At 64.8% G+C, this 26020-nt stretch carries 23 protein-coding genes; 10 read left to right on the top strand and 13 right to left on the bottom strand.

Features of this window, described 5'->3' with window-relative positions:
• Nucleotides 1-54: 54 nt before the first annotated feature.
• Both AC1DYL_RS20015 and AC1DYL_RS20010 read left to right on the top strand, forming a co-directional pair.
• Nucleotides 55-483 (top strand): hypothetical protein, encoded by a 429-nt coding sequence (locus tag AC1DYL_RS20015; RefSeq protein WP_477158576.1) that lies wholly within the window; start codon nucleotides 55-57, stop codon nucleotides 481-483.
• A 198-nt stretch (nucleotides 484-681) separates the two neighbouring features.
• Nucleotides 682-2520, top strand: coding sequence for an ABC transporter ATP-binding protein (locus tag AC1DYL_RS20010; protein WP_477174518.1), 1839 nt, complete (start codon nucleotides 682-684; stop codon nucleotides 2518-2520).
• 70 nt (nucleotides 2521-2590) lie between these two features.
• Here AC1DYL_RS20010 and AC1DYL_RS20005 read toward each other — a convergent pair whose 3' ends face one another.
• Nucleotides 2591-3799: a multidrug effflux MFS transporter gene (locus tag AC1DYL_RS20005; RefSeq protein ID WP_477158574.1), complete on the bottom strand. Its 1209-nt coding sequence runs from the start codon at nucleotides 3797-3799 to the stop codon at nucleotides 2591-2593.
• A gap of 280 nt (nucleotides 3800-4079) precedes the next feature.
• On the opposite strand from AC1DYL_RS20005, the gene AC1DYL_RS20000 reads away from it, so the two are divergent.
• Nucleotides 4080-4706, top strand: coding sequence for a TetR/AcrR family transcriptional regulator (locus tag AC1DYL_RS20000; RefSeq protein WP_477149722.1), 627 nt, complete (start codon nucleotides 4080-4082; stop codon nucleotides 4704-4706).
• Between the two features lie 3 nt (nucleotides 4707-4709).
• Here the strand turns inward: AC1DYL_RS20000 and AC1DYL_RS19995 are convergent, their stop codons facing one another.
• The 8 genes from AC1DYL_RS19995 to AC1DYL_RS19960 form a co-directional block, all read right to left on the bottom strand.
• Nucleotides 4710-6362, bottom strand: a complete 1653-nt coding sequence (locus AC1DYL_RS19995) for an SDR family oxidoreductase (protein WP_477174517.1) — start codon at nucleotides 6360-6362, stop codon at nucleotides 4710-4712.
• On the bottom strand, nucleotides 6359-7570 hold the full coding sequence (locus AC1DYL_RS19990) for an FAD-dependent oxidoreductase (protein WP_477174580.1): 1212 nt from the start codon (nucleotides 7568-7570) through the stop codon (nucleotides 6359-6361). Before AC1DYL_RS19990 ends, AC1DYL_RS19995 begins: the two co-directional genes overlap by 4 nt.
• Nucleotides 7571-7622: 52 nt before the next feature.
• Complete coding sequence (locus AC1DYL_RS19985; protein WP_477174516.1) at nucleotides 7623-9542, bottom strand: potassium transporter Kup; 1920 nt, start codon at nucleotides 9540-9542, stop codon at nucleotides 7623-7625.
• A gap of 166 nt (nucleotides 9543-9708) precedes the next feature.
• On the bottom strand, nucleotides 9709-10317 hold the full coding sequence (locus AC1DYL_RS19980; protein ID WP_477149726.1) for an NADPH-dependent FMN reductase: 609 nt from the start codon (nucleotides 10315-10317) through the stop codon (nucleotides 9709-9711).
• A 264-nt stretch (nucleotides 10318-10581) separates the two neighbouring features.
• On the bottom strand, nucleotides 10582-10878 hold the full coding sequence (locus AC1DYL_RS19975; protein WP_477158572.1) for a hypothetical protein: 297 nt from the start codon (nucleotides 10876-10878) through the stop codon (nucleotides 10582-10584).
• A gap of 224 nt (nucleotides 10879-11102) precedes the next feature.
• On the bottom strand, nucleotides 11103-11861 hold the full coding sequence (locus AC1DYL_RS19970) for a pyridoxine 5'-phosphate synthase (RefSeq protein ID WP_477174515.1): 759 nt from the start codon (nucleotides 11859-11861) through the stop codon (nucleotides 11103-11105).
• Between the two features lie 97 nt (nucleotides 11862-11958).
• Nucleotides 11959-12846 (bottom strand): DMT family transporter, encoded by an 888-nt coding sequence (locus AC1DYL_RS19965; RefSeq protein WP_477174514.1) that lies wholly within the window; start codon nucleotides 12844-12846, stop codon nucleotides 11959-11961.
• A gap of 122 nt (nucleotides 12847-12968) precedes the next feature.
• On the bottom strand, nucleotides 12969-13337 hold the full coding sequence (locus AC1DYL_RS19960; RefSeq protein WP_477174513.1) for a winged helix-turn-helix transcriptional regulator: 369 nt from the start codon (nucleotides 13335-13337) through the stop codon (nucleotides 12969-12971).
• A 106-nt stretch (nucleotides 13338-13443) separates the two neighbouring features.
• Here AC1DYL_RS19960 and AC1DYL_RS19955 point away from each other — a divergent pair, with 106 nt between their 5' ends.
• The gene (locus tag AC1DYL_RS19955; protein ID WP_477174512.1) at nucleotides 13444-14367 is read left to right on the top strand and encodes an NAD(P)-dependent oxidoreductase; all 924 of its coding nucleotides are present in this window, start codon (nucleotides 13444-13446) and stop codon (nucleotides 14365-14367) included.
• Here AC1DYL_RS19955 and ilvN read toward each other — a convergent pair.
• Both ilvN and AC1DYL_RS19945 read right to left on the bottom strand, forming a co-directional pair.
• Nucleotides 14282-14836 carry an acetolactate synthase small subunit gene (gene ilvN, locus AC1DYL_RS19950; protein ID WP_055045130.1) on the bottom strand — a complete coding sequence of 185 codons (555 nt, stop codon included), beginning with the start codon at nucleotides 14834-14836 and terminating at the stop codon, nucleotides 14282-14284. The genes AC1DYL_RS19955 and ilvN overlap by 86 nt on opposite strands.
• 88 nt (nucleotides 14837-14924) lie before the next feature.
• Complete coding sequence (locus tag AC1DYL_RS19945) at nucleotides 14925-16694, bottom strand: acetolactate synthase 3 large subunit (protein ID WP_477174511.1); 1770 nt, start codon at nucleotides 16692-16694, stop codon at nucleotides 14925-14927.
• A 599-nt stretch (nucleotides 16695-17293) separates the two neighbouring features.
• Between AC1DYL_RS19945 and AC1DYL_RS19940 the strand changes: the two genes are divergently transcribed.
• From AC1DYL_RS19940 to AC1DYL_RS19930, 3 genes are all read left to right on the top strand, one after another.
• On the top strand, nucleotides 17294-18901 hold the full coding sequence (locus tag AC1DYL_RS19940) for a TOPRIM nucleotidyl transferase/hydrolase domain-containing protein (protein WP_477174510.1): 1608 nt from the start codon (nucleotides 17294-17296) through the stop codon (nucleotides 18899-18901).
• A gap of 154 nt (nucleotides 18902-19055) precedes the next feature.
• Nucleotides 19056-20129, top strand: coding sequence for a sensor histidine kinase (locus tag AC1DYL_RS19935; protein ID WP_477174509.1), 1074 nt, complete (start codon nucleotides 19056-19058; stop codon nucleotides 20127-20129).
• A gap of 137 nt (nucleotides 20130-20266) precedes the next feature.
• Entirely contained in the window at nucleotides 20267-21148 is an 882-nt protein-coding gene (locus tag AC1DYL_RS19930; RefSeq protein WP_477174508.1) for a phytanoyl-CoA dioxygenase family protein, read from the top strand.
• A 3-nt stretch (nucleotides 21149-21151) separates the two neighbouring features.
• Here the strand turns inward: AC1DYL_RS19930 and AC1DYL_RS19925 are convergent, their stop codons facing one another.
• The gene (locus tag AC1DYL_RS19925) at nucleotides 21152-21598 is read right to left on the bottom strand and encodes a DUF805 domain-containing protein (protein ID WP_477158630.1); all 447 of its coding nucleotides are present in this window, start codon (nucleotides 21596-21598) and stop codon (nucleotides 21152-21154) included.
• Nucleotides 21599-21830: 232 nt separating this feature from the next.
• On the opposite strand from AC1DYL_RS19925, the gene AC1DYL_RS19920 reads away from it, so the two are divergent.
• Complete coding sequence (locus AC1DYL_RS19920) at nucleotides 21831-22820, top strand: bestrophin family protein (protein WP_477174507.1); 990 nt, start codon at nucleotides 21831-21833, stop codon at nucleotides 22818-22820.
• A 68-nt stretch (nucleotides 22821-22888) separates the two neighbouring features.
• Here the strand turns inward: AC1DYL_RS19920 and AC1DYL_RS19915 are convergent, their stop codons facing one another.
• Entirely contained in the window at nucleotides 22889-24511 is a 1623-nt protein-coding gene (locus AC1DYL_RS19915) for an ABC-F family ATP-binding cassette domain-containing protein (protein ID WP_477174506.1), read from the bottom strand.
• 156 nt (nucleotides 24512-24667) lie between these two features.
• Here AC1DYL_RS19915 and AC1DYL_RS19910 point away from each other — a divergent pair, with 156 nt between their 5' ends.
• Nucleotides 24668-25033 (top strand): ArsR/SmtB family transcription factor, encoded by a 366-nt coding sequence (locus AC1DYL_RS19910; RefSeq protein ID WP_477158564.1) that lies wholly within the window; start codon nucleotides 24668-24670, stop codon nucleotides 25031-25033.
• Between the two features lies 1 nt (nucleotide 25034).
• Nucleotides 25035-25538, top strand: a complete 504-nt coding sequence (locus AC1DYL_RS19905) for an SRPBCC family protein (protein WP_477174505.1) — start codon at nucleotides 25035-25037, stop codon at nucleotides 25536-25538.
• Nucleotides 25539-26020: the final 482 nt, after the last annotated feature.

Raw genomic sequence — 26020 nt, 5'->3', positions numbered from 1 at the left:
GTATGGCGATTGCCACGCACCCATGTTCGGATTGCCACTGGAGATTGACGCCGAATGACCAGCAAAGCCGCCCTTTTCGCCTTGCTCGCCATGTGGGGCGTTGGCTCCACTGCCTGCCTTCCCGCCTTCGCCGAGGATACGGCAACCGAATCCGCCACCGATGCCAAGACCAGCAAGGCCGGGCTCGTCGATCGGGTCTGGACCAAGGCCGATGGCGACCTGCCCGGCGTAATGAAGATCTTCCTCTCCGACGGCACCCTCGTGCAGGATTCCTGCTGGGAAACCCACCGCCTGTCGGCATGGGAGCTCACCTCGGACACCGCGCTGAAGTGGAACGAGGACGGCATGGACATCAACGCCGACATCGTCTCGCTCACCGACGCCGAACTGGTGCTGAGCCTCAAGCTCGGCAGCGACGCGGTCGAGGAGAAGTACGTGACGGCCACCGTGCCCTACGTCTGCCCGGACATGCCCAAGAGCTGAACCCCGGCACGTTGCCGCGAGCGTCCGCTACACCTGTTGCCCGTCAACCACACCGCCACCCGACAACCGGCACTCCCGGTTGTCGGGGCATCCCACCTCGCCTATGGTTCGCCCTCAATTCATGCCCTCGGGAGATCACGATGAAAGCGACGCTGTCCACTCGGAAAGGAGCCCATCTCAGCAAGGACATCACGCTTCATGCCTTCCACCTTCCCGCGCGCGAGGAAAAACCCGCCGCGCCATAAGCCGCTCCACCATCGCATCGCCGACTCGTCCGACCCCGCTGCCCGTCAGCGGCGCTCGGCGCGGGCACGGAAGTTCTTCTCCTACTATCGCCCACATCTGCCGCTGCTCGCGGCCGACCTGATCTGTGCCGTGCTGGTTGCGAGCACCGCGATCGCCCTGCCGCTCGGCGCCAACTTCATCACCACGCGGCTGTTGGCCCTGCCCCATGCGCCCGGAGTCATCTGGCAGATCCTCGCCATGGGCGGCGGCATGCTGGCTATCCTCGCCATCCAGATGGCGGCGGTCTTCTTCGTCGACTATCAGGGCCACGTGATGGGCGCCCGCATCGAAGCGGCAATGCGCCAGGAGCTCTTCGAGCACTGCCAGAAGCTGTCCTTCAGCTTCTATGACCGGCAGCGCACCGGCCAGTTGATGAGCCGCATCACCAGCGACTCCCTCTGGGTGGGCGAGCTGTTCCACCACGGTCCGGAAGACCTCGCCATTGCCGTGCTCAAGTTCGGCGGGGCGGTGCTGGTGCTGTTCTTCATCGATCCGCTGCTGGCCGGCCTCATCCTGGCGCTGACCCCGCTGGCGCTCGCTTATGCCCTCTGTTTCAACCGGCGCATGAACCGGGCGCTCGAGCGCAGCAAGCAGCAGATCGCCGCCGTCAACGAGCGGGTCGAGGATGCCTTGGGCGGCATTCGCGTGGTCCAGTCCTTCACCAACGAGACGCTGGAAACGCAGCGATTTGCCGAGCAGAACCAGCGGTTCGTCATGAGCCGCGCCGATGGCTACAAGTCCGAGGCCTGGTTCTCCATCGGCGTCGAGAGCTTCGCCCAGCTGGTGATGATCCTGGTCGTGGTGGTGGGCGCGCTTCGCATCCTGTCGGGCGAACTCACCGTCGCCGAGATGCTGACCTTCCTCCTCTGCGTGGCCGTACTGGTCGATCCGATCCAGCGCCTCGCCAACTTCGCCCGGCTGCTGCAGGAGGGGTATACCGGGTTCACCCGCGCCATGGAGATCCTGGAGGTCGCCCCCGACATCGCCGATCGGCCGACGGCCGCTCCGATGCCCACGCCCGCCGGCGCGGTCGGCTTCGACGATGTCACCTTCCGCTACGAGGCGGAGGGGCCACATGTGCTGCGCAACCTGTCGCTCGATATCGCTTCCGGCGAGTTCGTCGCCCTGGTCGGCCCGTCCGGCGTCGGCAAGAGCACGCTCTGCGCGCTTATCCCGCGCTTCTATGATGTGGATGCTGGGGCAATCCGGATCGATGGGCGAGACGTACGCGACGTGACGCTGGAGACGCTCCGCCGCCATATCGCTGTCGTTCAGCAGGACGTCTACCTGTTCGCCGGCTCGGTGGCCGACAACCTTCGCTACGGTCGCCCCGGCGCAACCGACGCGGAGGTCGAGGCCGCGGCGCGAGCCGCCAACGCGCACGAGTTCATCATGGCCCTGCCCCACGGCTACGACACGGATGTCGGGCAGCGCGGGGTGAAGCTCTCCGGCGGGCAGAAACAACGTCTGACCATTGCTCGCGCCTTCCTCAAGGATCCCGCCATCCTCATTTTCGACGAGGCGACCAGCGCCCTCGACAACGAAAGTGAGCGGGCGGTCCAGCAGGCCCTGCTAACTTTGGCGCGGGGCAGGACGACCATCGTCATCGCCCACCGCCTCTCGACCGTCCGGCACGCCGACCGCATCCTCGTACTCGGCCGCGACGGCATCGCCGAACAGGGCACGCACGACGAGCTGATGGCAATGAGCGGGGTCTATGCCGCGCTGCAAAGTGTGCAGGCCAGCATCTAGGGCCGCCCGCCCTTAAGAAAAGGGCGCGAGGTTTCCCTCGCGCCCGACCGGCCCGCATGGGTTAGGCCAGTTATTCGGCGGGCGCACCGACCACCGGCGTCGTCGTCGTGCGGATCGTCACCTGCGTCAGCAGGAACGCCAGCACCGCACAGACCGCAAAGCCGAGCACCATCGGAATGGCCGTGCCGTCGTGGAACGCACCCACGATGCCCATCACCACCGCGCCGAGCACCATCTGCAGCGTCCCCATCAGCGCCGATGCGGTACCGGCGAACTCGCCGTGCTCTTCCATCGCCAGCACGCCGGTCGTCGGCAGCACGAGGCCGAGGAAGCCGAACGCCACGAACATCAGGCCGCTGAGGATCCACATGCTGTCGATGCCGGCGACGAAGATCCCAGCCAGCAGCGCCATCGACACTGCGAACCCGGTCACCGCCCAGCGAACCACCCGCTGCAGCCCGAAGCGCTTCACCATGAAGCCGGTCGACTGCGACACCGCGAAGAACGAGATCGCGTTGACCGAGAACGCTAGGCTGTACTCGGTCGGCGTCAGCCCATAGTGCTCGATGAACACGAAGCTCGAGTTGCCGATGAAGGCCATGAAGGCCGACATGCCGAAGGCGCCGATGAAGGTCAGGCCCATGAAGTTCCAGTCGACGAGCAACGAGCCGTAGCCACGGATCGCGCCACCGAGGCTCGACTCGGTTCGCAGGTGCTTCGGCCGCGTCTCCTTGAGCGCGACGACCGACAGGATCAGCCCGAGCACACCCACCGCGCCCATCACCCAGAACAACAGCCGCCAATCGCCGAAGGCGATGACGATGCTCCCCGAGAGCGGTGCAAGGATCGGCGAGATCGAGAACACCAGCATGATGAGGCTGAACAGCTGCGCCGCCTCGGCACCGGTATATTCGTCACGCACGATGGCCCGCGGCAGCGACATCGCCGCACACCCGCCGATACCCTGGATGAATCGGCTGACGATCAGCCACTCCACCGAAGGCGAAACCGCACAGCCGATCGAGCCAATGATGAACAGCGCGATGCCGAAATACAGCGGCGGCTTGCGCCCCACCATGTCGCTGATCGGACCGTAGATCAGCTGACCGACGGCGAATGCGGCCATGAAGGACATCAGGCTGAGCTGCACCGATGCAGTGCTCGCCCCCAGCTGTCCGCCAATTTCCGGCAGCGCCGGCAGATACATGTCGATGGCGACGGGGCCGATCACCGACAGCAGCCCAAGCACGAGGGCCGACTTCAAGATGTTCATGTTCATAGCAGTGATTCCCAACCTGCTCGTATTTAACCAATCAGTATATAACGTACCAGTTGAATATCCATCAACCGGGCGGCGATCAAGCGCGCGCGTTTCACCCCCGCGCGTCGTCTCATATCCACCGGGTTCTACCCGGCTCTGCTGCCGCTAATGTGACGATGCCGTCCATAAAAATGGACACATGTGTCAAAATGACTTTTGGACACTCTTGTCCAATTCGTCAAGTCCCATTATCCTCCTCTGCATGGAGATCAGCCACGACCTTGTTCGCAGCCCAGCCATGCAGCGGGGCAACTACAACAAGCGATGCGCCATCATCGCTGCCGCCACCGCGGTGTTCGTGCGCGATGGCTTCACCGGCGCCAGCATCGACGCCATCGCCGAGGAGGCGAGCGTCTCGCGGCAGACGATCTACAATCAGATCGGCGACAAGGAGAAACTGTTCGCCGAGGTGGTGCGCGACATCACCGAGCAGGGCAGCACCCGCATGGTCGCAACCCTCGCCACCTTCCCCGATCAGCCACAGGACATCGGCCGCGAGCTCGTCGCCTTCGCCATTCGGCTCACCCGCAACTGCCTCTGCGACGCCAATTCCCGTGCACTCCGCAAGCTGATCGAGAACGAAGGCCGGCGTTACCCGGAGCTCTTTGAGACCTGGAAGGACTACGGCCCCGGCAAGAACTGGCCGGCCATCTCAGCTCGGTTTGCCCGCTTGGCGCGCGCCGGCGACATCGAACTCGACGATCCTGATCTCGCCGCCCGCCAGTTCATGGCACTGATCGGCGCCGATCTTCCCAACGAACCGGGCGAAACCGTCAGCGACGCACAGCTGGAAAAAGCCGCCCGCAACGGCGTGAAGACGTTCCTGCGCGCCTACGGCAAGCGCGACGCGGCCCTCGCGATCTAGGCGTCAGACCACCAGATAGCCGCGATAGGCGATCAGCCGGCCAAGCAGCGGCAGCGCGATCTCGACCTCGAAGCGATGGCGGCCACCCTCGTCCACCCGCTCCTCGGCCTTGATCACCGGCAGCAGGAAGCCGGGAATCGGGACGCCCCAGAGTCGGCCCGAGACCCGCTGCATATCCAGCCCGTCGCCGCGCGGCACCAGCCGCATCCGGATGGCCACCGGCCCGAACCGCTCCTCGATCAGGCCCTCCGACGCCAGACTCATCACCGACCGCATCGGCCTGTCGGCGAAGAACCGCGTCCAATGCTCGCGCCCGTCGCGGCTTTCGATCACCACCCGCACGGGTATCCGCCCCTCGTCGAGCGGCAGCCCGAAGCGCCGCGCCAGGAACCGGGTGACGAAATTCTCCGGCGGCGCCACCACGGCCTCGCCCTCGGCAATCACAGCAGGCCGGCCGCGATGCACCCGCCGGGTCACCTCCGGCAGCCGGTCGAACCCATCGCCCATCACCCGCCGGTACAGGGGCTTCTCGCCGCGAAACGCCATCTGCTTGGTCTCGATGGCGAGCCCATCGAACCACGGCCTGATCTGCTCGAGCGTGACAATCCCCGCGGCCGAGCGGGCCCCGCCGCGCAACCGGCCACCAAGGGTCAGCATTTCGATCACCGCTGCGGCGGGCGCCACCGGCACATAGGGACCATCACCGTTCGCCGCCCTTAGCCACCACCGGACCACCCGGGTATCGCCCCGCGCATCCTGCCCGGCCGCCTCGACCAGCATGCCGCCATCGGTGGTCCCGAACCGGTCGAGCCACATGGCAATCTGCGTGCCCAGCCCCGCAAAGACGCGCGCCGACTTCACCAGCCCCCAGCGCACCGGCACCGCCACCACGCCGATCAGCCAGTTCAGCACCGGCAGTTCCATCCCGGCGTCAAACCCGGCCCGCACCCGCGGCGCAAATCGCGCCGGCACCAGATCGAGATCCGGGACGTCCGCCAGCATCGCACGCCTTCGCGGCAGCCCCTCGATGGTCACCCATCGGGCGCCGCTCCAGCCGCGCCCCTGCTCCCACCCGGCCTCGCGGAACACCCGCACCCGCTGCCCGACCCAGCTGAGGATCCCCTCGATCACCGAGCGGCCCTTCGGCGTCCGGTTCCCGGGCACGATGGCGATATCGATGCTGTCGACGGAAAGCCAGGCGCTCGTCACGCTGTCGAGCACGGCATGGGTCAGGCCCGGCGTCGAGCTCGCCCCCGAGATCACCGAAATCGCCACCGCCCGCGCCGCGCTGTCGAACTTGCTGACGCCGGTAACGAACGCCCGCGAGTCGGCGATATCGACATAGTGGCACCGCGCCCCGATGGCGGCCTCGATCAGTTGCGTGCCGCTGAGCTGGAACGGCCCCGAACAATCCACCACCACGTCGCAGTCGATTTCCTTGAGGCGCTCGGCCCCGATCCTGTCGCGGTCGATCATCACGAAGCCGAACTCGCCCTGCTCGTCGATCAGCCGCAGCTCGCGCTGCAACGTCAGGGCCCGGCTCTCGGTGCGCCCGCCAAGGCTAACCCGGAATCCCTTTCGCCGCGCCAGCAGCCGGGCCAGCCGCGAGCCGAACACGCCGGCGCCGCCGACGATCAGGACGTGCGGCCGGCTCATGCCGGCACCTCGCGTAACGCTTTCGCTGTGAGGCCGATCGCCTTCAGCGGACTCAGCAATTGCCCCGAGACCATGCCCGCTAGTATCCACTGAACCGGCGGCAGCCTGGCCATCGCCGATACCAGCACGTCACGCGCCAAGGGCAGGACAACGCCGTCGGACTGGTAGAACGGCGTCAGTGTCAGCGACAGCATCTGGTAGAGCCGCACATGCCAGCGCCGCAGCCGCGCATAGCTGTCGAGTGCATCCCCGATCGATCCGGAACTCGCCAACGCACTGCTCAGCGCCGCTGCATCCAGCAGCGCCATGTTGGCACCCTGCCCGAGCTGCGGGCTGGTCGCGTGGGCACTGTCGCCGATAAAGGCGATCCCGTCACCGGCCGGCACCCGCAGGGTATGGTGCGCATAGCGCGCCAAGGTCATCTGGTCGAAATCGGCGATCGCCTCGAGATGCGGCGCGGTCTCGGGCCAATGGCCAATCACCTGTTCGCGCCACCCATCGATCCCGGCAGAGCGCACCGCCTCGTAGGCCTCGGGCTTCAGGCTCCAGAACAGCGCCGCCTGCTCTGGCGCGTCACGCCTCGGCCGGCCGACCGGCAACACCCCGATCATCACGCTGGCCTGGCGATAGCGCTGCATCAGCGCGTCGCGCCGAAAGCCCGCGTCCACCCAGGGGACCGTGCCCCAGATCGCGCCGAAGCTCAGCGGTCGCGCCCGGCTCGGCACCTGCGCCTCGACCTTCAGCGGCGAAGCCGAGCCCAGCGCGTCGACCACCAGGTCGAACGGGCCCTCGCGCCCATTGGGCCCCAGCAGCCATTGGCCGCCGCCCGACCGCTCCAGCCGTTCCACCACGAACCCGGTGCGGATCGACAACCCGTCGGCCACCACAGCATCGTGCAGTACGTTGAACAGCGTCGCCCGATGGACGCCGATCGCATGCGCCTCCGGCCCCAGCGGCTGGTAGCCCACGTCGAGCACCACGCGGCCGCTGCGAGCATCCGTGCCGATCAGCCGTCCGATCCGCGCCCCGAGCGCTGCGATCTCGTCGTAAAGGCCGAGCGCCTCCAGCACGGCCAGCCCGGTCGGCTGCAGCATCAACCCCGAGCCCACCGGCCTCGGCGTCTCGAACCGCTCGAACAGCCGCACGCGATGGCCGGCACGGCTGAGCATCAGCGCCGCCGCCAACCCGCCGGGTCCCGCCCCGGCGATCGCAATGTCCAGTGATTTCAGCAGGCTCGCGTCCCTCGGTTCCCCGAGCGGACTAGATCACCACCTGCGTGCCAATTTCAACCACGCGGCCGGTAGGAATGTGGAAGTATTCCGTTGCGTCTGTCGCGTTACGGGCCAGCGCGATGAAGATACGGTCGAGGAACAGCGGCATCCCACCTTTCGGCGATGGCTTCAGCGACCGCCGCGACAGGAAGAACGAGGTCGACATGATGTCGAACTTCCAGCCGAGCTTGCGGGCCAGCGCCAGTGCTTTCGGGATATTCGGCGTCTCCATGTAACCGAACGTCACCACCACCCGATAGAACAGGTCGTTGTAGGCATCGATCCTGATCTTGTCCTCGTCCGCCACGCGCGGACGGTCGGACGTGATCACCGTGAGGATCACATTGTGCTCGTGCAGCACCTTGTAGTGCTTGAGGCTATGCAACAGCGCCGTCGGCGCGCCCTCGATGTCGGAGGTCAGGAACACCGCCGTGCCGGGCACAATGGTCGGCTTCTTCTTGGCGAGGTTCTCGACCAGGAACTCGAGCGGCACCTCGTCGCGGCGGGTCTTCTCGGTCAGCCGCCGGCGGCCCCAGATCCAGATCACGATGGTCGCCGCAATCGACAGCGCCACCATTACCGGCACCCAGCCGCCCTGGAAGAACTTGGCGGCGTTGGAGGAGAAGAAGATCACCTCGATGATCCCGATGGGCACGACGACCGCAGCGATCATCCAGGGTTGCCAATGCCAGATGCGGCTCATGACCACCACCAGCAATCCCAGCGTCACGATCATTTCGCCGGTGACAGCGATGCCGTATGCGGCGCCCAGGTGGCTCGAACTGCCGAAGCCGAGCACCAGTAGCACCACGGCCACCATCAGCAGGCCGTTGACCAGCGGCATGTAGATCTGCCCGTGCTGGGTCGCGGACGTGTGGAGCACTGTCATGCGCGGCAGGATATTCAGCGACACGGCCTGCCGGGTGAGCGAGAAGGCGCCGGTGATCACAGCCTGGCTGGCAATGACCGTGGCCATTGTCGCGAGGATGACCATCGGCACCTGCGACCAGTCCGGCAGCATCTGGTAGAACGGGTTCGCGACCGCCTCGCCGTGGCCCAGCACATAGGCGCCCTGCCCGAAATAGTTGAGCAGGAGGCAGGGAAACACCAGCGCGATCCAGGCGATGATGATCGGCTTCCGGCCGAAATGACCGAGATCGGCGTAGAGCGCCTCGGCCCCGGTGACGGCGAGAAACACAGCGCCGAATGTGGCCGCCGCGATCGCCGTGTGCGTCGCGATGAAGTTGACCCCGTAGAGTGGGTTCAGCGCGGAGAGGACGGCAGGATCCTCGATGATGCGCGTCAGCCCGAAATAGCCCAGCGCCAGGAACCAGACCACCGTGATCGGGCCGAACACCGCGGCGACGCCGCTGGTGCCGAAGCGTTGCACCGCGAACAGGCCGATGATCACGACGATGGTCATCGGGATGATCCACCGGTCGAAGGCGGGCGCCACGACCTGGATGCCCTCGATGGCCGATAGCACGGAGATCGCCGGGGTGATCATGGCGTCGCCGTAGAACAGCGCGGCGCCGAGCACGCCGAGCGCCAGCACCCAGGCCGGTCGATTGGTGAAGCTCGCCTGTGCAAGCGCCATGAGGGACAGGGTGCCGCCCTCGCCCTTGTTGTCGGCGCGGAGCACGATGGTGATGTACTTGCCCGTGACGAGAATGATCAGCGTCCAGACGATCAGCGACAGCAGACCCAGCACGATCGTCGGGTCGATCCGCGCGCCATGCCCCGTCGAGACATGCAGCGCCTCTCGGAACGCATAGAGCGGGCTCGTTCCGATGTCGCCGTAGACGACACCGATAGCCCCCATGATCAGCACGGGGAGGCCCTGGTTCAGTTCTTCATTTAGGGGAGTGGTCGAGCTGTCCGGCTGGGCAGCGGTATTCTCGGGTGCCATGAAGGGCTCCGCCTGTCGAGGGCGGTTGTCTACACCCAACGGCCTACACACTCAACCCGCCGCCCAATCGGCCACGTGACAATACAAAAAGGGGACGGCGCCATGGGAAGCACCGTCCCCGACCGGGGTGCGAAAGGAGGAGGACCCCGGAAACGCTAGCCGGGGTTTAGGCCGCCTTGGTCGCCGCGGCAGCCGCGTCGGCCTGGCGGGCGTTGCGGGTGGCATTGGTCCACCACACCAGGTTGTCGAGCATCTCGGGCACGAAGAAGTCGAAGTTGCCCTTGGTGTCGTCCCAGCTCTTCTGGCCCATCATGATCGGGATGAAGTCCGAACCACCGATATGGACGGCGTGACGGACCGGCACGGCCTGCAGTTCGACCATGATGTTGCGCAGGTGCTCGATGGCGCGGGCGCCGCCCACCGAACCGTAGCCGACAAAGGCCACGGCCTTCTTGATGAACGGCTTGTAGGCCCAGTCGATGGCGTTCTTCAGCGCACCGGTGATCGAGCGGTTATACTCGGCGGTGACGATGATGTAGCCGTCGAACTCGTTGAGCTTGGCCTGCCACTTGGCGGCAACCTCGTTCGGGGTCGGCATCCAGAAGTCGGACGCGGCCGCGTCGAACAGCGGAAGCGGGTAATCCTTCAGGTCGACGATTTCGACATCGACGTCGCCGCGAGCGGCGGTGTGATCGGCGATCCACTGCGCCGGCTTGTCGCCGAAGCGGGTCGGACGGATCGAGCTGATGATGACGGCGATCTTGGGTTTGGTCATTTGCTGCTGCACTCCTAGTAACAAAATGTGACTAGCGGCAAATAAGTGACCCACATGGCCCGGTGCAAGCAGGCACCAATTTGAAGCGGGGGCACAGAATCCAAACCCGGGCACAGCCATGTGCGTGCGGTTACAGGACTGTGAGTGAAGCTATTCCGGGCCTCACCGAGCGCGCCATCGCGCAACGGCCCAGCTGATGCATCATTCTCGCCGAATGCGAAATGCACCGTTCGCGATTACCGAACGACTGGTAACGAAGGCGTGTCAGCGCAGCCCGAAGGAATAGGTCCAGGCCAGCGCCTTCAACCCGGAATCGTCGAGCTCCGGGTGCCTGGGCTGCAATTGCTCGATCGCCCGCTCGGTCAGGCTCTTCTTCGAGCGCTTCTCGAGCCCATCGACCGGCTGCTGCAGCTCTTCGAGCAGCCCGAGGATGCGCTGCTTCAGCTCCGTGCCCTCGGCCTCGCCGAAGCGCTGCACCAGATGCGGCGTCTTGGCCCGCGGGAATGGCGAGCTGCCGAACCCGGTATAGAGCACCAGTGCTTCGTTGATCGGGTCGCTCATCGCCTGCTCGTACGCAACTGCTCTCAAAGCCATATGGCAACCCGCCCGATCCGTGGAAGACCCCAACTTGGTCCATCCACGGTTGAAGCGAAATGAGCGGCGTCGGCGGTAGTTAAGTCGGATTTGACCGCCAACCACGTGTTGCCCGTTAACGTATGTGCGAAAGCGCACCGATGGCGGTCACGTAGCCAGCATAAGCACTTAGCTCAGGCGCACCTGAACGGTCAGGCGCAGGCCACCTTGTAGCGCCGAACCGTCTCAGCCATGCCGTAGATCAGCGCGTCAGCGGTGATGGCATGGCCGATCGACACTTCCGCCAGATCGGGGATCGCCTGCTTCAGGGGTGGCAGGTTCACGAGGTTGAGGTCGTGCCCGGCGTTGACCATCAGTCCACCCTGCCCCGGCCGCGCGTTGTGGCCGGCGGCCCGTGCAGCGTCGGCTGTCTCCTTCAGCGCCGCCAGATGCACCGCCTGCACCTCCGGCTTCAGCGACCCGCCATACGGTCCCGTATAGAGCTCCACCCGGTCCGCGCCGACATTGGCCGCCGCCGCCGGCGCCGCCGGATCGGCATTGATGAACAGCGATACCCGAATACCAGCCTTCCGCATCCGCTCGATCGCCGGCACCAGCACGGCCCGGTTGGCCTCGATATGCCAGCCATGGTCCGACGTCGCCTGCAGCGGATCGTCCGGCACGAAGGTCACCTGCTCCGGCGCCGCCCGTTCGACCAGCGTCAGGAAATCCTCGGTCGGATAGCCCTCGATGTTGAACTCGCGGCCCGCATAGTCCTGCCGCAGCAGCGCCACCAGTTCGAACACATCGGTCCGCCGAATATGCCGTTCATCGGGCCGCGGATGCACCGTGATCCCGTCCGCGCCGGCATCGAGCGCGATCCGCGCTATGCCGGTGACACTCGGCCACGGCACCGATCGCCGGTTGCGCAGCATGGCGACGGCATTGAGATTGACGCTGAGATGGGTCATCGCGGGCCTCGGCAGGTTCAGGCGCGAGGCTTACCGCATCGGACGCCGGCCAGCCAATCGAACGTTTTGATAAGCCCGATCACCGCCGAAGATGGTCCTACGCCACCGGCGCCAACCGCCGCTTCCGCTCATCGAGAAGCACGATAGCGAGCCCGCTCGCCACCACCAGCACGATGCCGCTGATGGCCAGAAGGTTCGGGAACTGCCCGAACACCACCAGCCCCGAGAGCACCGCCCAGAACGTGAAGAAGTAATAGAACGGCGCCACCACGCCGGTCGGCCCGACGCGGTAGGCCATGAAGATGAAGAAGTGCCCGAAGATCAGGAACAGTCCGGCACCGCCGAGCAGCAGCAGGTGATGCGTCTGCGGCGTCACCCATTGCTCCGTGACGAGATGCATCGCCCCCGCCCCGATCAACACCACGATGATCGCCGACATCGCAACGATCATCCCCGGCACCTCGGCAGCCACCCGCCGCCCGGCGATATCGCGCACCGCGCAGAGCACCGCATTCGCCAGCGCCAGCGCGGCGTAGATCGAGATCCCCTGCATGGTTGGCTGAGCAACCATAATCGCGCCGATGAAGCCAACCCCGATCAGCGCCATCCGCACGCCGCCGATCCGCTCCCGGAACAGGATCGAGGCGCCCAGCAGCACCAGCAGCGGCGTGATCTGCCCCAGCGCCGAGGCGTCGGCGATCGGCATGTTGGCCAGCGCCACCACGTAACAGAGGATCGCCGCCATCTCGGCGAGGTTACGCGCCAGCACCCGCCGCTCGAACACCAGTGGCAACTGCTTGCCATAGCCGAGCAGCAGCATCAGCGGCAGCCCCCACAAGAGCCCCGCGCAGCCGCGCAGCATCAGCACCTCGTAAGGCGGCAGCCCCTCGGTCGCGAGCTTCATCATCGTGTCGTTGATCACATACGAGCAGGTCGCGATGACCATGAACAACGGCCCGCGGAACGGGTGCGACGCGAAAGACACTGAAAGTCCCCTCAAAGAAAAGCCGGGATCGCTCCCGGCCCGCTATCCTTACATGCCTTCCGGCCCGCGCGATATCACCGCAAGCCCGGTTCGCACCACTTCGACGAGCCCGAGCTGCACCGTCACACGCCCGCTACCCCCTCCTGCACCGCCACCTTTGCGTTCCGCCGCGCGCTGATCTCCGTCATGTGCGCATCACCCCACGCTCCAAGCGGCTCCAGCGCCTTGTTCAGCGACGCCCCGAGTTCAGTCACCGAGTAAACCACCTTGGGCGGCACCTCGTGGAACGCCTCGCGATGCACGATGCCGTCGGCCTCGAGTTCGCGCAGATGCTGGATCAGCATCTTCTCCGTGATCCCCGGCACCGCCCGCTTGAGTTCGCCGAACCGGCACGGCTTCTCGGCGATTGCCCACAGCAGCAGCGCCTTCCACTTGCCGCTGATCACGTCGATCGCCGGCGCGAGCCCGCACGTGTAGGGAACCTGTTGCATGGCGCATCCTCATACTGACTTTTCGGTAAGTACCTGACTTTATTGTAGGTTCTTGCGGGAAAGAAAGCGAGACCCATCTTCTGCTCCACCCACAACGGAGCACCAGATGACCCACAAGATCACCTTCCTCGGCCTCGGCGCCATGGGCACGGCCCTCGCCGGCGCCGCCATCGACGCCGGCCTCGACGTCACCGTATGGAACCGCACGGCCAGCCGGGCGGACCCGCTCGTGGCCCGCGGCGCCGCTAAGGCAACAAGTTCGACCGCCGCCATCGCCGGCGCCGACCTCGTCGTCATCTGCCTGCTCGACTATCCCTCGGTGCGCTCGGTGCTCGACACGGCGATGCCGCTGCGCGGCAAGACCATCCTCAACCTCACCAACGGCACCCCTGAGCAGGCCCGCGGCCTCGCAGCCTGGGCCGAAGCGGAAGGCGCCGCCTATCTCGACGGGGGCATCATGGCCGTCCCGCCGATGATCGGCCGGCCGGAGGCGCTGATCCTCCTGAGCGGCTCCGAAGCTGCCCGCGCAAAGGCAGCCGACGCCGTCGCAAGCTTCGGCTCGAGCCGTTACCTCGGCGGCGATCCCGGCCTCGCGGCGCTGTACGACCTGGCGCTGCTGACCGCGATGTACGGCATGTTCGGCGGCTACCTGCACGGCACCGCCCTGCTCCGCGCCGACGGGGTTCCGGCAGCGGGCTTCATCGAGCTGGTCCAGCCCTGGCTCACGGCGATGCAGTCGGCCCTGCCCGAAATGGCACGGCAGATCGATGCTGACGATCACGGCCGGGAGGTCGGCTCCAACCTTGCCATGCAGGCGGCCGCCTACATCAACCTGCTGGACGCGACGCGCGCCCGGAACCTCTCGACCGACCTGGTCGAGCCGATGCAGCGCCTGCTGCAAAGGGCCGTGGAGAGCCGGGGGGGTTGTCCCCSCCCCCGCGACATCACATCCCTTCGGGACCCCGCGAAATCGCCGCGAGCCCGGTGCGTACCACTTCGATCAGCCCGAGCGGCATCATCAGGGCGATGAAGCTGTCGATCTTGCTCGGCTTCCCCGTCACCTCGAACACGAAGCTCTCGGTCGTCGCGTCGACGATCTGCGCGCGGAACGCATCGGCCAGCCGCAGCGCCTCGGCCCGCGGTTCGCCCGAGCCGCCGACCTTGATCAGCGCCAGCTCGCGCTCCAGCGACTTGCCCTCGCTGGTCAGGTCATGCACCCGGTGCACCGGGATCAGCCGCTCGAGCTGCAGCTTGATCTGCGTCAGCACCTTGGGCGTAGCAACCGTAACCACGGTGATACGGCTCAGCCCCTTCTCGTGCTCGGTCTCTGAGACAGTGAGACTGTCGATATTGTAGCCGCGAGCCGAGAACAGCCCGACCACCCGGGCGAGAATGCCCGGCTCGTTGTCGACCAGCACCGACAGCGTATGCCGCTCCGGCTTCTGCGTTTCCGCGGCGAGGAAGTAAGCCGAACCGCTCGGCTGCAAATGTGCGTTCATGGTCTAGCTCCTCGGAGCATGTTCAGGAAAAGTCGCTTGCGCTTTTCCGGTTCGAACATGTGACAATCAAAAAAGTTGAGCCGCAGGCTCAAACCAGCTGCCGGCCTTTTTCGTCGATCACCGCGCCGATATCGTCCTCGAAATCGGGCAGGATCATCTCGTTATGCGGCTTGCCCGACGGGATCATCGGCAGGCAGTTCTCGTGCTTTTCGACCATGCAGTCGAACAGCACCGGGCCGTCGTAATCGAGCATCTCCTGGATGGCGTCATCGAGCAGCGCCGGGTCCGAGCAGCGGATGCCCTTGCCGCCATAGGCTTCCGCCAGCTTGACGAAATCGGGCAGGCTCTCCGAATAGCTGTGCGCGTAGCGCCCGCCATGCAGCAGGTCCTGCCACTGCCGGACCATGCCCATCCGCTCGTTGTTGAGGATGAACACCTTGATCGGCAGGCCGTACTGCACCGCCGTCGACATCTCCTGCATCGTCATCTGCACGCTCGCCTCGCCGGCGATGTCGATGACCAGTGCATCCGGATGCGCCACCTGCACGCCGACCGCCGCCGGCAGGCCATAGCCCATCGTGCCTAGCCCGCCCGAGGTCATCCAGCGGTTCGGCATCTCGAACGGGAAATGCTGAGCCGCCCACATCTGGTGCTGGCCGACCTCGGTGGTGATGTAGACATCCCGCCCCTTGGTCGCCTCATACAGCCGCTTGATCGCGTGCTGCGGCTTGATCGTCGTGGTCGAGTTCTTGAAGCCCAGCGAGTGCTTGGCGCGCCAGCCCTCGATCTGCTCCCACCACGGCGCGATCGCCTCAGTGCGCGGCTGGTTGGTCTTGGTGCGCCAGATGCGGACCATCTCTTCCATCACCAGCCCACTGTCGCCGACAATGGCGAGATCGGTGCGGACGTTCTTGCCGATCGAGGACGGATCGATATCGACATGGATGCGGGTCGAGCCCGGCGAGAACGCATCGATCCGGCCGGTGATGCGGTCATCGAACCGCGCGCCGATGTTGATCATCAGGTCGCAGTCGTGCATCGCCATGTTGGCTTCGTAGGTGCCGTGCATGCCGAGCATCCCCATCCACTGCGGGTTGGAGCCCGGGAAGGCGCCCAGCCCCATCAGCGTCGAGGTCACCGGGAAGCCGGTCAGCTCCGCCAGCTCGCGCAGCTTCTCCGAGGCCTCCGGCCCCGAGTTGATGATGCCGCCGCCGGTATAGAAGATCGGCCGCTCGGCCTTCAGCATCATGTCGACGGCCTGCTCGATGGCCTTGCTGTCGCCGGCGCCGGCCGGGTGGTAGCTCTTGTGGCGGCTCGGCCCGATCTCGTCGATGCCCAGATACGTGCCGAGCGCGAACTGCACGTCCTTGGGAATATCGACCAGCACCGGACCCGGACGGCCCGAATTGGCGATGTGGAACGCCTCGTGCATGACCCGCGGCAGGTCGGCCACCGATTTCACCAGGTAATTGTGCTTGGTGCACGAGCGGGTGATGCCGACCGTGTCGCATTCCTGGAACGCGTCCGAGCCGATCAGCGTCGTCGGCACCTGCGCCGTGATGCAGACCAGCGGGATCGAGTCCATCAGCGCGTCGGTCAGCCCGGTGACCGCATTGGTCGCCCCCGGCCCCGAGGTAACCAGCACCACGCCGACCTTGCCGGTCGAGCGCGCATAGCCCTCGGCCATGTGCGTCGCGCCCTGCTCGTGGCGGACGAGGATGTGCTGCACCTTGTCCTGCTGGAACATCGCATCATAGATCGGCAACGCGGCGCCGCCGGGATAGCCGAAGATGTGCTCCACCCCGTTATCCACCAGGGCCTGGATCACCATCTCCGCGCCCGTCATTTGCTCGGCCATTTTTCTCTCACTCCACCCGGGCTCAGCCGGTCTTCTATTCGCAACGCGCCGTCACCGGCGGAAATTCGGCAACAAAAAAGGCCCCGTTAGGGACCTTACAAGCGCACCGACCCTCGCAGGGATTTACCCCACGTGCTCGATGCGCCCCGCTACTACGATAAGCTTCTGCACGAGATGTGCTCCAGATTTAGGTGGGGAGTTATGGGCGGAGGTTGGCGGCGGTGTCAAGGGGTGAGGACGCACGGCGAGCCAGTTCGACTGCGTAGCAACCTGAGACCTGAGCCGCTACGTTTCCTCATGGGGGAACGATAATGTCCGATGATGTGGTACCGCCGATGCTGCCAGATGTCCTAAATCTAGGCGGAGTTACTGGCATGTACGAAGGTACGCCCGTATCAATACGGCTTAGCGCCCGCCCGACGGTACTCGTTGGTCCCAATGGAGCTGGCAAGACATCCGTACTCCGGAACTTGAAGAGCCAGCTACAGGCCCTTCTCGCCAGTCGAGGCAGTACACTGAAGGTCAGGCTACTCGCATCTGGCCGTGGCAGTCCTGTGGAACGATTCCGCGCGGCTATCGATAGCCCCGGAGGCCGCGAGATGGCGCGCGCCACCGTCGGGCATATTAGTTATGCGCCAAATTGGTCTGAGATCGAGAGCGTTACTGGCGACTACTTGGCCCTACACGACCGTGGGGATCTGCGCTTGAAAGTACAATCTCGCCTGCAAAGCTACTTCTCTCGGAGCATCCGTCTCCAATGGACACAGAATGGCCTCGAGATCTCAATTATGCCAATCGGGGGCGGCAACGCGTACGGCGCGAATGATGAGGCAAGCGGCATCTTGCAGCTAGTGCCTTTGCTGGCCGCTCTCTACAACGACAGCGTTGGTGCGCTGATCATAGATGAGCCCGAGATATCCCTTCATCCGCAATTTCAAGCATTCTTACTTCAGGAGTTGGCGAGTGTTGCCGGAGACCCGATTGCGTCGCCTGAGCACAAGAAGATCATCGTGTTCGCAACGCACTCACCGACCATGCTTGGCGTAGACTCGATTGCCGACCTGCCAAACGTCGTGTTCTTTAGAGACAAAAAGACCCCGCCAGTCCAAATCGAACCAGCCGCTCCCGAGCTAAAAGGTCGAAAACTAGCCGGCCTGGTCTCCAGACTAACAGCAACCCACCGCTTGGCATTCTTCGCTGAGAGTGTGTTGCTCGTTGAAGGGGTAAGTGACGAAACCATCGTGTACCAACTAGCGCGCGCATTGAGTCACCCATTGCTCGTCAGCAACACACAGGTCATCCCAATTACCGGTAAGGGAGAGTTCCCGTCGGTATACGGCCTGTTTCACCTGATGGGGAAAAAGGTGTTCATACTCGCCGACCTTGACGCCATCGCTGACGGCAACGAATTGGTGAACCTCTACAACACTCACCCGGATGCGAACCAAATAGCCGCAGAACTCGGTCACCATAGCCTCGCTGCTATGGATACCAGGTTTCGAAGCGACGCTCGAGCGGCCGTTGAAGGACATTGGGATGAGATCGAACCCGTTGCCTCGGCTCACCCATATTGGGCGGGTACTCCGGCTGACGAGAGGAATGCCGATACCCGTTTCCGGGCCACACTAGCCTCCCTGTTTGGCCCCTCCGCGTCTGAGCTAATGAAGTCTGCGGCGGCGGCCAACCTTGGTGATATTCGGTCGCGTCTGTTAGCTATTCTGGGTGCCCTCGAACGGATGGGATGTTTCGTCCTCCGAAGGGGTACGATCGAGGATTACTTTCTGACCCGGCCAATCGCGGGGCAATCTAAGCCAGAGGCGGCCGCTGAAGAGGCCACTACCTTCGACCGCTCAGCGGGATTGGCAGAGAACTACGACGACGTTCTGAGAGCAGTTCGTGCCGCGCCCCCCCTTCATAAGGTCGACGAGAATGCGCTGCTGCGAGAACGACTGGCGGCGGCCCTCGGTGCTGCGTTTCAAACGGCAACCAGTTCAATGTCCACCGACGATCTCAATGCTCGGGTCGCGTCGGCCATAGGTCCAGACGCATCGCTTTTTCTCTTGGAGAACCTGTCTACAAGTGATCGCAGACAACTTCGCGTTTCGATCAACTCACCCTTATTTGCGTCTGCAAAGTTCCCATTCGAAATCTCCGAGCGGGACAACCTAACGGATGTGGTTCGCGCACAGCTACCTCCCGTTTCTTGAGCTCCAATCAACCTTGATGGCGCGGAAATTGAGAGCGCGCCTACCCCACCCCAACATACCCCGCGACATCCACCCCCATACCCCCTACACTGCCCCGCATATCAGCCGGCTGCCCCGCCGCCGGAGTGCTGATCCAGATCGGACCGTCGCCCCAATGATGTCCCCGATCATCAAGATCGCCGACGCCCAGACACTCGCCCAGGCCATCGTCAACACCATCATCGAGCCGTTCATCGTGCTTGACGACGCGTTTTGCGTGCTGGCGGCCAGCCGCTCGTTCTATGACGTGTTCAAGGTCAGCCCCGAGCAGACGCAGGGGCGGCTGCTTTACGACCTAGGCGACGGCCAGTGGGATATCCCCGCGCTGCGCGTCCTGCTCGAAACCATCATCCCCGAAAAGGTGGCCATGGACGGCTTCGAGGTCGAGCACGATTTCCCGCTCGTCGGCCGGCGCACCATGCTGCTCAATGCCCGCAAGGTGATCTACGACAACAGCGATACTTCGACGATCCTGCTCGCCTTCCTCGATGTCACCGAGCGCCGCATCATCGAGCAGGAGAAGGCCGAGCTGCTCGCCCAGGCCGAGGAGCTGCTGCGCCAGAAGCAGGTGCTTCTGCAGGAAATGCAGCACCGTGTCGCCAACAGCCTGCAGATCATCGCCAGCATCCTGCTGCTGAAAGCCCGGGCGGTCACCTCGGAGGAGACTCGCCTCCATCTGCAGGACGCCCATCAACGGGTGATGTCGGTCGCGGCGGTGCAACAGCATCTGCATGCCTCCGAGGGCATCGACGAGATCGAAGTCAGCGGCTACCTGACGACGCTCTGCGAAAGCCTCGGCGCCTCGATGACCGGCGAAGGCCGCCCCATCGCCATCGTCACCCGATCCGACAGCGGCATGATCGCCTCGGCACACGCCGTCAGCATCGGCCTCATCGTCACCGAACTGCTGATCAATGCCGTGAAGTACGCCTTCCCCGAGCCAAAGGACGACGCGGCCATCCGGGTAATCTACGAGATCAACAGCACCGACTGGAAACTCACCGTCGCCGACAATGGCGTGGGCAAATCGGCCGACGACGCCAAGCCTGTCAGTGGCCTCGGCACCGCCATAGTGCGGGCGCTGGTGCGCCAGCTCGATGCCCAGATGGAAACCGAGAACAGCTCGTCGGGGATGAGCATCTCGATCTCCCGCGCCACCTTCCAGCCGCGCACGGCCAAGGCCGCCTAGCCCGTCTGCCTGCCGTGCTCGGCCGCGCGCGGGCATCCCTTTGTCGAGTTCCACCCCCACAGAATCCGTGCTTGTATACTAGCACTCCGCCGCCGCGGATCGATCTGTCAGAGCCATCCCACCTGTAGGAACACCCGATGACTTCCCAGCAATTCCAGGTGCTCACTCCCGAGCAGGCGCAGCACTTTGTCGAAAAGGGCTACGTCCTCGTCAAAGGCTGCCTCGACCATGATCTGGCGCGGAAGTGGACCGCCGAGGCCTACACCCGGCTCGGTTACGACCCCGTCGACCGCTCGACCTGGACCAAGGACATCGTCTGGATGGACCGCAACAACGTGGCCGCCATCAAGGACATCTCGCCCAAGGCATGGGGTGCCCTCTGCGACGTGACCGGCGGCGAGGATCGCATCGATCACAAGGTCATGGAGATCGAGTCGCAGCACTTCACCACCATCGATTCAACCGAATGGTCGGACGCCTTCATCGTCAATTTCCGCCGCGGCGCCGACAAGCCGTGGATGAAGCCCTCGCCCGAGGCCGGCGGCTGGCACAAGGACGGCAGCTTCTTCCGCCACTTCCTCGATAGCCGCGAGCAGGGCCTGCTGACCGTGGTCTACTGGTCCAATGTCGGGCACAAGGGCGGCGGCACCTTCATCGCGCCGGACTCGATCAAGCACGTGGCGCGCTACCTCGCCGACCATCCGGAGGGCGTCGATCCCTCCTTCGATTTCGGCCACCTGATCGACAAGTGCGAGGAGTTCGTCGAGGTCACCGGCGAGGTCGGCGACTTCATCATCCTCCACCCCTACATGCTGCACGCCTCGTCGAACAACCACTCGCCCAACGTGCGCTTCATGACCAACCCGCCGGTGGTGCTGAAGGAGCCGATGAACTTCAACCGTCCCGACCCGGCCGATTTCTCGCTGATCGAGCTGGCAACGCTCCACGGCCTTGGCGTCGACCGCTACGATTTCCGCCCCACCGGCCCGCGCGACGAGCAGTGGAAGGTGATCGGCTGACCGTCAGCCCCGCGCCCGCCGGCGCGCCTCCATCTCGGCAACGAACAGCTGCGACCGGCTGAGCTTTGGCGCCCTGCCTCGGGGCGCCACGGCCGGCCCGTCCTCGCGCGGATCGTCGCCATAGTCGTTCGCGCCGTAAGTATCCGGCCCGAGGAACAACAGCACCAGCAGCCAAAAGCCGCCCACGAACGGCACCAACGAGATCCAGTACCACCAGCCCGATCTTCCGCTGTCGTGCAACCGCCGCACCGTTGCCGTGATGTTTGGAATGATGTGGACGAAGATGCAGAACAGCGTCAGCGGCCCGAAACCGCGCCCGCTCGGCCCAAAATACCCTAGCACCGAGACATCCACGTACAGCGCGACGCCGAACAGGACCCACGACGTCAAAGTGAACACCCAATATTGGGTACGCGACGAACGACCCGCGAATTCGAAATACCGAAGCATCGTGTCGAAATAGCCAAACATCTGAAAATCGCCCCGCGGCAGGCCCCCTGCCATCGGAAAGCAACGCTAGATCAAGACGATCAACATCTCATTCTGGCGAAAGATCGCAATTTAGCGACCTTGGCCGGCTACCCAGCCTCGATCCTCTGGCAGACACCGCCGTCGCCGCGAATGGCGGTGACTCTCCCCCGCGCGTGCCATACTGGCGAGGTCGAATCTCGGAGTCGCCTCAATGCACGTCGGACGCTCATATCGGTTGCTGGATTTTGCCGTCTGGTCGCGGCGCGGGGCGCTCTACATGCTGGTCGTCAGCCTCGTGGCGGTGGCGGCGTACAGCCTGCCGCCACTGGCCGGGTTTTCGGTCCCCTGGCCGATCGTGGCGGTGCTCGGAACCAGCGTCGCGCTCGTCGCCGGCTTCAAGAACGGCCAGGTGCTGCAGCGGAGCTCAGAGGCGCTGCAGGCCTTCGCCCAGATCGCCGCGATCAGCCGGCTGCTGGCAAGCCTCAGCTGCGATTTCCTCGACAAGGACACCGCCCGCCGCGTGATCCGCCGCCATCTCGCCTGGCTCACCGCGCTGCGCTTCTCGCTGCGCCGGCCGATGCCCTGGGAGACCGCGGGCAAGGGAGTGAACCGCGCCTTCCGCCGCCGCTACTATCAGCTCCAGGAAGACCTCACCTCGCTGCCGCAGGAGCTTCAGGCCCTGCTCGGAGCCGAGGCGAGCGCCATCGCCGCCCAGCCGCAGCCAGCGCTGGCGCTGCTTCACCTCCAGGGGGAGGAGATCAACGCCCTGCTCAAGCAGAATGCGATTCCCACCCAGGTCTATTCCGAGCTCATGAAGCTGCTGCGCGATTGCCACGACCAGCAGGCGCGCTGCGACCGCATCAAGAACACGCCCTACCCACGCCAATACGCCGTGGTCAGCACCATCTTCGTCGTCATCTTCGGCACCCTCCTCCCGTTCGGCGTGGTGCCGGCCTTCGCCGCGGTGGCCGGTGCCGGCGGCGCGATGATCTGGCTGAGCGTGCCGTTCAGCGTCCTCATCGGCTGGATGTACTTCGCGCTCGACCTGGTCGGCGAAAGCACCTCCAACCCGTTCGAAGGCAACGCCAACGACGTGCCGATCTCACAGATCTGCCGCGAGTTGGAGATCGAACTGCGGGGACGCCTGGGCGACACCGACCTGCCCCACCCGTTGGCGCCAGTGCACGGCATCGCGACCTGAGCCGTATGCCGGGTCGACGGCTCCTTGGCCTTCTCCCTCAAGGGGAGAAGGCAGGCCGGAGGTTGGCCCTACCCCCTGAGCCCCGGAGCCTCCTGCCCGGTGCGCGCCACGTATTCGGTGTAGCCGCCGCCATAGGAGTGCACGCCCTCAGGCGTCAGCTCCAGCACCCGGTTGCTGAGCGCTGCGAGGAAGTGGCGGTCGTGTGAGACGAACAGCATCGTCCCCTCGTACTGCGACAGCGCCTCGATCAGCATTTCCTTGGTTGCGATGTCCAGGTGGTTGGTCGGCTCGTCGAGCACCAGGAAGTTCGGCGAGTCGAACAGCAGCTTCGCCATCACCAGCCGTGCCTTCTCGCCGCCCGACAGCACCCGGCACTTCTTCTCGATCTCGTCACCCGAGAAACCGAAGCACCCGGCCAGCGCCCGCAACGCCGCCTGCCCCGCCTGCGGAAAGCTGTCTTCGAGCGACTGGAATACCGTCCGGTCGCCATCGAGCAGGTCCATGGCGTGCTGCGCGAAGTAGCCCAGTTTTACGCTCGGGCCGACATTGATCGAGCCATTGTCCGGCTCGGTGCTGCCGGCCACCAGCTTCAAGAGCGTCGATTTGCCGGCGCCGTTGATGCCCATGATGCACCAGCGTTCCTTGCGCCGGACGTGGAAATCCAGCCCCTCGTAGATCGTCCTGCTGCCATACGCTTTGTCGACGCTCTTCAGCATCACCACGTCCTCGCCGGAACGGGACGGCGGACGGAACTCGAAGTTCACGGTCTGGCGACGCTTGGGAGGCTCAACCTTGTCGATCTTGTCCAGCTTTTTGACCCGGCTCTGCACCTGTGCCGCATGGCTGGCGCGAGCCTTGAACCGCTCGATGAAGGCGATCTCCTTGGCCAGCATCGCCTGCTGGCGCTCGAACTGCGCCTGCATCTGCTTGTCGCTAAGTGCCCGCTGCTGCTGGTAAAACTCGTAGTCGCCCGAGTATGCGGTCAGCGAGCCGCCATCGATCTCGACGATCTTGTTGACCACCCGGTTCATGAACGCGCGATCGTGCGAGGTCATCAGCACTCCGCCGTCATAGCGCTTCAGGAAATCCTCGAGCCAGATCAGGCTCTCGATGTCCAGGTGGTTGGAGGGCTCGTCGAGCAGCAGCGCATCGGGCCGCATCAAGAGGATCTTGCCGAGCGCCACGCGCATCTTCCAGCCGCCGGAGAGCGCTCCGACGTCGCCGTCCATCATTTCCTGGCTGAAGCCGAGCCCGTTGAGCACTTCGCGCGCCCGTGCATCGAGGCTGTAGCCGTCGAGCTCCTGGAACTGCCCTTGAACCTCGCCATAGCGGGTGATGATCTCGTCCATCTCGTCGGCGCGATCGGGATCGCCCATCGCTGCCTCGAGTTCGCTCATCTCGGCGATCAGCGCGCCGGCCGGGCCCGCGCCTTCCATCACCTCGGCCACGGCGCTGCGGCCGGCCATGTCGCCGACATCCTGGCTGAAATAGCCGATGGTGATGCCGCGATCGACCGCCACCTGCCCCTCGTCCGGCTGGTCCTCGCCGGTAATCATCCGGAACAAGGTGGTCTTCCCCGCGCCATTAGGGCCCACCAGCCCAACCTTCTCGCCCTTCTGCAGCGCCGCCGACGCCTCGATGAAGACGATCTGCTTGCCGTTCTGCTTGCTGATATTTTCGAGGCGGATCATGCGCGTGGAGGCCCTGGAAATGTCGGGCCATCCGTGGCCGCGTGCGAGTGGGCGTCCCTAAAGCATCTGTGTGACGGCGAGACAAGCGCCGCAGGGTCACAGGTGCCTTGCGTCCAGCCATTGACATTATTTGCGTCTTCACGTAATTACATACATATGCAAACACAAGATCCACTCACCGCCACCTTCGCCGCTCTCGCCGACCCCACCCGTCGCGCCATGCTGGCGCGGCTGACCCAGGGCCCGGCGACCGTCAACGAGTTGGCCGAACCCTTCGCGCTCACCCTCCCTACCGTCTCGCGGCATCTGAAGGTGCTCGAGCAGGCCGGGCTGATCAGCAAGCAGCGCTCAGCACAGTCCCGCCCCTGTACGCTGGAGATCGCTCCGCTCGTCGCGGCCGACGAGTGGATGGCCCAGTACCGCGAGTTCTTTACCACCCGCTTCGACCGGCTCGACACACAGCTCAAGGCCATGATGAGCGCCCGCGCCGATGCCGCAAACAACCCCAAGGGAGATCAGTGACATGCCCGCCACCTACACCCTCGACCGCGGCCTCACGCTGCAGCGCACCTTCGCGGCCCCGGCCAGCGTCGTGTTTGAAGCCTGGACCGACCCGGTCTATCTCGATTGGTATTTCAACCCTGGCAACCCCACCGACCGCCCGGTGACGGTCGACCTCCGCGTCGGCGGCCAGTGGCGCCAGGAAATGGTGGAGAGCGCCGACAAGCGCTACTTCACCGGCGGTGTTTATCGCGAGATCGTGCCAGGCCGAAAGCTGGTGTTCTACTGGGGCGCCGTCGGCGGCTGGCCGGAGCTCGACCTCCAAAACCTCGACGAGAGCCCGCTGGTTACCATCCGACTAACCCCATACGGCGCACAAACCGTGATGGATTTCCACGTGCAGTTCCCCGACCACTTCACCGAGGAACGGATGGACTGGTGGATGAACTGCGGCATGGTGGCCGGCTGGAACATGACCATCGACCGGCTGGTCGCGGTCTACGAGGGCAACCGCCGGGCGGTGTGACGAACAACTGGCAGCTCCCCGCCATCCCGGGGGGTGGGCTCGATGGTGCCCCAAACTCGATGCGGCACCTCCCCCTCTGGCGGGGGAGGATGGGTGGGGTGAGTGGAGCCACAATCGCGAGGCCGGGCAAGGCGTTGCGAGAATCTTGCCCCGATCTATCCCCTCACCTCCCCACCCGTGCGATTCTGTGCTGGTCCGCTGCACCGAAGCGAGATCATGACGAGTGGTTGGTGCGGGGGAGACCGGGTGGGCTGTGGGTCGCTGCAGTTCAGGCGGAAACCATCACGGCAAGGACCGGTTCGCCGGTCAAGCCGCTATCACGCGAGGGCAGCTCGATGCGGAGTGGCCCAAGGGACGAAGCCTGGCACGCATGAGCTGGGCGGGAGCAACGAAGGCGGTGCTGGCACTCCGGCCGCCGACCGAGTTTCCCATCGTTCTCGCGATGCGGCAGGGGATGCGCCCCGGCACTGGTGGCATAGTAG

Source organism: Devosia sp. P1_H9 (assembly GCF_056405135.1).
Note: the sequence above shows the minus strand (reverse complement) of the source record. Positions and strands in the feature narration are given on the sequence as shown.